This is a genomic window from Rhodoblastus sp. (assembly GCF_052145335.1).
Lineage (GTDB): Bacteria > Pseudomonadota > Alphaproteobacteria > Rhizobiales > Beijerinckiaceae > Rhodoblastus.
Genome location: NZ_JBKQOU010000358.1, coordinates 1 through 7,060, shown reverse-complemented (window position 1 = coordinate 7,060; position 7,060 = coordinate 1). Strand labels below are relative to the sequence as shown.

The 7,060-nt window shown below is 63.4% G+C and carries 7 protein-coding genes; 3 read left to right on the top strand and 4 right to left on the bottom strand.

Annotation, left to right across the window (positions count from 1 at the left end; genetic code table 11):
• The 3 genes from ACLP2E_RS21430 to ACLP2E_RS21420 form a co-directional block, all read left to right on the top strand.
• A partial coding sequence (locus ACLP2E_RS21430; protein ID WP_442467068.1) for a DUF3362 domain-containing protein occupies positions 1–331 on the top strand: 331 nt, incomplete at its 5' end.
• A gap of 218 nt (positions 332–549) precedes the next feature.
• Positions 550–870 carry a thioredoxin gene (gene trxA, locus ACLP2E_RS21425; protein ID WP_442467067.1) on the top strand — a complete coding sequence of 107 codons (321 nt, stop codon included), beginning with the start codon at positions 550–552 and terminating at the stop codon, positions 868–870.
• A 188-nt stretch (positions 871–1,058) separates the two neighbouring features.
• The gene (locus tag ACLP2E_RS21420) at positions 1,059–3,185 is read left to right on the top strand and encodes a di-heme-cytochrome C peroxidase (RefSeq protein ID WP_442467066.1); all 2,127 of its coding nucleotides are present in this window, start codon (positions 1,059–1,061) and stop codon (positions 3,183–3,185) included.
• Between the two features lie 6 nt (positions 3,186–3,191).
• Here ACLP2E_RS21420 and ACLP2E_RS21415 read toward each other — a convergent pair whose 3' ends face one another.
• The 4 genes from ACLP2E_RS21415 to ACLP2E_RS21400 form a co-directional block, all read right to left on the bottom strand.
• Positions 3,192–3,941 (bottom strand): SDR family oxidoreductase, encoded by a 750-nt coding sequence (locus ACLP2E_RS21415; RefSeq protein ID WP_442463828.1) that lies wholly within the window; start codon positions 3,939–3,941, stop codon positions 3,192–3,194.
• Positions 3,942–3,964: 23 nt separating this feature from the next.
• Positions 3,965–4,114 (bottom strand): hypothetical protein, encoded by a 150-nt coding sequence (locus ACLP2E_RS21410; RefSeq protein WP_442463827.1) that lies wholly within the window; start codon positions 4,112–4,114, stop codon positions 3,965–3,967.
• A 48-nt stretch (positions 4,115–4,162) separates the two neighbouring features.
• Positions 4,163–4,372 carry a hypothetical protein gene (locus ACLP2E_RS21405; RefSeq protein WP_442463826.1) on the bottom strand — a complete coding sequence of 70 codons (210 nt, stop codon included), beginning with the start codon at positions 4,370–4,372 and terminating at the stop codon, positions 4,163–4,165.
• Positions 4,373–4,824: 452 nt separating this feature from the next.
• A complete protein-coding gene (locus tag ACLP2E_RS21400) occupies positions 4,825–6,948 on the bottom strand; it encodes a carbohydrate porin (RefSeq protein ID WP_442467065.1) in 2,124 nt (707 codons plus the stop codon).
• Positions 6,949–7,060: the final 112 nt, after the last annotated feature.

Genomic DNA, 7,060 nt, shown 5'->3' with positions numbered 1-7,060 from the left:
TTCGCCGATGGCGCTCGCCACCGCGATGTATCATTCCGGCTTCAATCCACTGAAGCCGGTGCGGCATGGCGCTTCGGAAAAGGTCGAGGCGATCAAGGGACTGCGCCAGCGGCGGCTGCACAAGGCTTTTCTGCGCTATCACGACGCGGAAAACTGGCCGGTGTTGCGTGAAGCTTTGAAGAGCATGGGCCGCGCCGACCTGATCGGGCCGGGCAAGCATCAGCTCGTCCCAGCCTGGCAACCGGCGGGAACTGGCGGCAAAAGCGAGGGCCTGCGTCACAGGAACGACAAGGCTCGAAAATTCCTGACCAAGGGAGTGCCGGTTCCTTGATTCTTTCTGCCTCCGCGCGGCCACGCTGCTTTCGTGTGCGGCGGTGATGCCCGGACGTCGCGCGCAATCTGGCCAAAAGCTGCGGTTGAAATTTGCCGCCTTGCCGTCCCGCAAGCAGAACCGGGCGCCGGCGCGCTTGACGGTTCAGTCTGGGCTACCTACCTTCGCTTCATATCATTCCTTTGAATGGGATTTGCTCCGTCTCCCGAGAGGTTTTCATGTCCACCGCCAAAGTTACCGACGCCAGTTTCGAGTCCGACGTTCTGAAATCCGCGGAGCCGGTCGTCGTCGACTTCTGGGCCGAATGGTGCGGCCCCTGCAAGATGATCGGGCCCTCGCTGGAGGAACTGGCCGGCGAATATGCCGGCAAGGTCAAGATCGTCAAGCTCAATGTGGACGAGAACCCCGCTGTGGCGGGCAAACTCGGCATTCGCTCGATCCCGACCCTGATGCTGTTCAAGGACGGCAAGGTGGCCTCGCAGAAGGTCGGCGCCGCGCCCAAGGGCGAGTTGGCCAAATGGATCAACGCCGCGATCTGATCTTTCGCTTTTCCGTCAGTTTCCCGATACGGCCAGCCGCCCGCGTCCCGCGGGCGGCTGGTTTGTTTTGCGCTTGTCTTCCACGATTGCCCGCCATTGACAGCCCTGGCGCCTTGAGTTGTTCTGAAGCCAATCGAAAATGAAATATGGGGCGACTGCTCATAGCCCCTCTCGCAGGGAGCGTGGCCATGGCCCTGGGCAAGATCCTGCTGGGCGCCGTAGCCGCTGCCGCAGCGTATGGCTTGATACTCGTCGAATTTCCCGATCAGGTCTCGACCTATGCGCCGCAGATCATTCCCCGACAGTTGAGCCCCCTGATTCCGCCGCCCCTGCCCAAGGCGCGGCCGGAAAAGACGGCCTTCTGGCTTGACCAGAACTGGCGGCTGGAGGATCGGCTATGGGCGCATCACGCCAGCCAGGGCACGAAAACCTTCCCAATCCCCTACTCATGGTTCGTCGCGCTGGAACAGCCCTATATCTGGCTGATCGGACAGCCCGAGCTATTGAGCGACAGCGCCTATCTCGCGCGCATGGGCTTCGTGCCCAGTCCCAGGACCGGCGCGAGCGAGGCCGAACTGCGCGCCAACGGCTTCGGCAAGACCGATGCGCCGCAGCCGCCCGCCATCGCCCCCTCGACCACGCTTGCCTGGCGGCCGGCGGAAAATCCCGATCGCCTGCCGGTCGGCTTCGCACGTCTGCAGGGCGCGCCGGACCCGATGACCGGCGCCCTGGGGCCCGATTCCGATTTCGTCGGCCTGACCTGCGCCGCCTGCCACACCGGCCATGTCGATTATAAAGGCGTGACCCTGCGCGTAGACGGCGGCCCGGCCATGGTCGATCTCGGCAAATTCCAGTCGGTTCTCGTCCTTTCGCTGGTCTATACGCTGAAAGCGCCCGGCCGCTTCGAGCGTTTCGCCGAACGCGTGCTTGGCGCCGGCGCCAGCGAGGCGCAAAAGGCGGAATTGAAGCGCAAGCTTGGCGACCGCATCGCGGCGATTATCGCCGTCGGAACGAAAATTGGCGAAATCGAGCGAGCGGCCGGCCAGAAGTACACGGACGAGGGCCTCGGTCGGCTCGACGCGCTCAACCGCATCGGCAACCAGGTGTTTTTCTGGGACATGGCGCAAGCGAAACTTGGCGATCACGCGGGCAATTACCACACCACCGACGCGCCGGTGCGTTTCCCCCAGCTATGGAACGTCTCGTGGTTTCTCTGGGCGGAATATGACGGCTCGATCGAACATCCGCTGATCCGCAACGCCGGCGAGGCGCTGGGCGTCCAATCCCCGGTCGATCTCGCCGATGGCGCGGAATCGAAAAACCTGTTCCGCTCGAATGTGGTGTTCGAGAATCTGTTCTGGATCGAGGATCTTCTGCGCGGGCCCAATCCCTTCGCTTCTTCCGCGAAACCGGCCTTCGGCGGCCTCGCCGCGCCGAAATGGCCGAGCGCGCTTTTTCCTGGGGACGCGGCGTGGAAAGTCGATCCGCAAAAGGTTTCGCGCGGGCGCGTTGTTTATGCCGAGCTTTGCGCCTCCTGCCATCTCGGCCCCGTTGACGATCCCGATTTCGACAAGGCCTTTCCACAACAGCAATTCTGGACGTCGAAACACTGGGTCGCTCTCGGCGGGGCCCGGGAAAAATTCCTGGCCCTGCCGCAAATTCCCGTCGGGGAAATTGGGACCGATCCGGCTCAGGCCAATGTTCTGCTCGCGCGCATGGTCGAAATGCCGGAAGCTCTCGGGATTGACCTGCAACGCGACTTCAATCAGCGCCGGGGCTGCGCTGCGGCGATTCCGGCCGTCGAATCGCGGCGCATTCCCTTCGCTTATGCGTTGATGGAGGTGGTGGATCGCGTCCTGCAGAAATGGATGGACGACGAAAGGATTTCCCCGGCTGACCGCGCCGCCATTTTAGGCGCGCGCAAGAACTGCCCCAACCCGGCGCCGGGAAAGCCCTTTTACCGGGCCCGGCCGCTCAATGGAATCTGGGCGGCCGCGCCGTTCCTGCACAATGGCTCGGTTCCCTCGCTCTACTGGCTGCTGCGTCCGGCTGCTGAGCGTCCGCGGCAATTCTGCCTGGGCGCCAGCGACTACGATCCCAAAGCGGTGGGCTTTGCCGCGCAGAACAATGGCAAGCTGGGCTGCGCCGTCGGCGAGACGCTGTTTTCCACCTTCGACGCCGAGGGCAAGCCGATTTCGGGCAATAGCAATGGCGGCCATTCCTTCGACAACGCCGGTCCGAAGCCGGGAGTGATCGGCCGCGGATTAAGCGAGGAGGAGCGCTACGACCTCATCGAATATCTCAAGACGCTATAGTCGCGCTCACACCCGCTTGATGGCGAAACCGCCGCCCGCCTGGGCGGTCGGCATCAGTTCGATGCGGTTGATGTTCATATGCGGCGGCAGCGAGACCAGCCATGCGGCGGTCTCGGCTATGTCTTCCGGCGTCAAGGATTGCGTGCCGGCGTAGACCGCCGCCGCCTTCGCCTCGTCGCCGTGGAAACGCACCTGGGAGAATTCCGATCCGGTGACCATGCCCGGCTCGATATTGCTCACGCGGACGTTGAGGCCGACGAGGTCGGAGCGCAGGTTGAGCGAGAATTGCCGCACGAAGGCTTTCGTGCCGCCATAGACATGGCCGCCGGGATAGGAATAGTCGCCGGCCACCGACCCCAGATTGATGATCAATCCGTCATTGCGCTCGACCATCTGCGGCAGGACTGCGCGGGTCAGATGGACGAGGCCGGTGACATTGGTGGCGATCATCCGGTCCCAATCCTCCAGCGAAGCCTCCCAGGCGGGGGACAGGCCCAGCGCCAGACCGGCGTTGTTCACCAGCACATCGATGCGCCGCCAATCTTCCGGCAGGGCCGGGAGAAATTCGGCGATGGCCTTGGTGTCGGTCATATCCAGGGGCGTGGCGAACAGGGACGGACCGAGTTCTTCCGCCAGCGCCTGGAGACGTTCGACCCTCCGCCCGGTGGCGATGACGCGATGGCCGTCGCGCACGAAACGGCGGGTGAAAGCGGCGCCGAAACCGGCGGTGGCGCCTGTGACGAGAATGGTTTTCATCGCAACCCCGATTTTGCGCCCGGTCAGAACTGGGCGTGGTAGCGGGCCGAGAGGATGTTGGCCGGGCCGCGCTCGTAATTATAAGCCGGCGAGCCGATGAACTGGTAGTCGAAAGTCAGCGCCGACCTGACAACAGGTCTCGATGGTCTTCCCGCCCATGCCGCCGAGAGCAAGGAAACTCTGGCAGGACAGCACAGGCCGCTGATTCGGCGCTCTTCGCTTTATCTGCCGACGCCCCCGGGGTGGCGATGCTGGGGATGGACGAAGGCCGAATTTGACAGCTCCTGGCGCGTCAGCGTCCCGCTCCGGTCGGCGGCGACGCGATCGTATTCCGCCGACGCAAAGGCCATGAATTCCTGTTTCGAAGCGACGCCGTTCCGGTGCTGATCCATCAGGTCGATCAGCTGCGCGACCTTGTTATATTCGGCCAAATGCCGGCCCTTGGCGAGATGCGAGCGCGAAAACCCTTCGCGGTTCGAGCCGCCGCTTGGGTCGGTGTCGATGCGTTTGTATTCCTCCGCGGCAAATTGCAGGAATTCGGCTTTGGAGATCCGACCCTTTTTATTTATCCTTGTCCATCAGCCGAACGAGTTGCTCGACTTTGGCGCTGGCCGCCGACTGCGACTGCCGTTTCGCAGCCAATACGTCCGAAGCGGCAAAAAAGACAAAAGCTAAAGCGAGACACGCGAGGATCCTGTGTTTCCTGGGCATTGCATTCACTCCTTTGGGTCGGCGCATCGGCGTGTTGGGACGCCCCGCCGCAGTTCGGGGTTACGCTTGATCGATCCAATGGGTTCAGGAAAGGGCGAGCGACAGCGCGGTCCGCAAGCGATGCGGACCGGTTTGTCGGGTATTGAAGATCGAACGGTGTGTGTCGCGTCCGTCAGAACTGCCAGTGGACGCGCACGGCGAACAGATTGGCCGGGCCGCGATTGGCGTTGAAGCCGGGGTCGGCGACGAACTGGTAGTCGGCGGCGAGCTTGACCGAAGAGGTCAGGGCATAGCTATAGTAGGTTTCGAGAACCTTTTCCGGGCTGTAGCGCAACAGTCCCGGGGTTGGGACAGGCGACTGGCCGTCGCCGACCAGGATGCCCAGGCCGCCGGCGTTGAAATAGGCCGCGTGCGAAGGATCGAGACCGCCGAGGATGCCGAGCAGGCCCCAGGTGTCGTCCGGCCGTCCCCAATCCTTTCCTGTGACGGAGACGCCGACTTGCAGCACGCGATCGGTGTCGGTGAAGTCCCAGGCCTCGACCTTGCCGTCGGACAAGCCGGCGCGCAGGAACACGCCGACGGACTCGGTGACGCCCTGTTCGATATTGAGGCTCACGCCCGGCTTGCTGCGGAACTGGCGGTCCGCGCCCAAAGCGACGGCGGCGGCGGTGGTGTTGTTGGCGATGGCGGTGTTGATGAAATTGGCGTTATTCCAGTTATCGGCGGCCCATTGGAATTCGCCCATCCGGCCGCGCGACAGGAAGCCGGTGACCTTGACCTTGCCGGCCTGGCCCCAAAGCTCATGCCGCTCCTCGAGTTCGCCGACCATCTCGAACTGGCTGAAATTCTGGTCAAGCCCGTAGGCGTAGCCGTTGGGATATCCTTCCGCCGGCTGGGCGGACAGGTCGAAAAGGCCGCCGCGCACGGTGAACCGATCCTTGTACCATTCGGCGGCCGCGCCATAGGTATAACCCCAGGCGTCGCCGGCGTAATCGAACGTGCCGGTGTTGATCGACGCCCAGTTCAGGAAGTCGCCCTTCGGATTGTTGGCGTATTTATTGGTGTCGAAAAGATCGACGATGGCAAACTTGCCGACGGTGAAGACGAGGCGGTCGCTGGTGACCTCGTTGGCGAAAATGTTCTGGTCGGCTTCAATTTTCTGCTTTTCGCCGCCAAGGTCGATCTCCTGGCGGACGAAATAGCGCTGCACGCGCGCGTAGGGGAAGGGATAGCCGAGCTTGTAGGATTCACCGCTCGGGAAGGCCGACACGCCATGGGTGTTGCCGACGCCGAAGCCCTGATCGATCTCCGGGTTGGCCCAGAATTCCGCGCCCTGCCACAGCCGCACGCCGGCGTAGAGGGTGGTGTCGAAGGTCTCGCGGCCCATGCCGGAGGCCGGCAGGCTGTTGACGCCGTCGGGAACGGTCGAATGGATCGGACCGTAGATCTGCTCGGTGAAGGTTGCCTGGCCGCGGAAGGCGAAGCGGTCGGGATCGAGCCCGCCGGCCTTGTCGTCGGCCGTATCGTCGCCGCCGAAATGATAGTTCACGCCGAAGCGCAGGGATTGCAGGTTGAAATCCTGGTTGAAGCTCTCGCCCGAGCCGGCCGCATACACGCTCTTGGCGCCGAAGCCGGTGTAGAGATATTCAAGATTGGCGGTCCAGTGCGGCAGGATCGGGAATTCGACGCCGGCGCCGGCCGCCCAGCCGAGCCGCCAGAACGCGGGCGCGGTGGTCAGGCCCGAATCGAGTGAAAGATTCGCGGTGTTGCGCGCCCAGGCAAGACCGCCGGTCGCATAGATCAGCCAGTTTCCGGGCGCATAGCCGATGCGGCCGCGCAAAGTTCCCATCGATTGCAGGGTTTCGCCGTAGCTGCCGGTCCCGAGCGTCGGCGAGGCGAAACCGCTCACGCCGCCGGTCGAATAGCCGTCGGGGAATTGCGGATAAGCGGGAAAGGTCAGATCGGCCTCGACGCCGAGCAGAACGCGCTGCGGCAGCAAATAATTATAGCCTCCCTGAAGGCTGGCTAGGAAGCTGCCGGACTCGTTGAATGTGTCGACATGATTCGCCAGACCGTAAGAGCCGCCGGCTCCGGCACCGCTCCATTGGCCGACGCCCCAGCCGTAGCCCAGCGACCCGCCGACATAAAAGCCGCTCCAGGGATCGCCAGCGGCGACGGGCGCTTCCGGCGCCGCCTTTGTGCTTGGCAGGTCGGCGGCTCGCGCGGGCAGGCCAGCGCCGACCGCCAGGGCCAGCGTGGAGATGAGCGCGCCGGCCCCGAATTTATCAAACCGCATCTTGTTCCCCGAAGCTTCCCGCTGCGCATTAAGGCGTAGTCGCGGCATCCAATGTCAAGACACGGCCATAAACTGCTTCGGGCCTGATGCAAATTGATGACAGTTCTTTTAG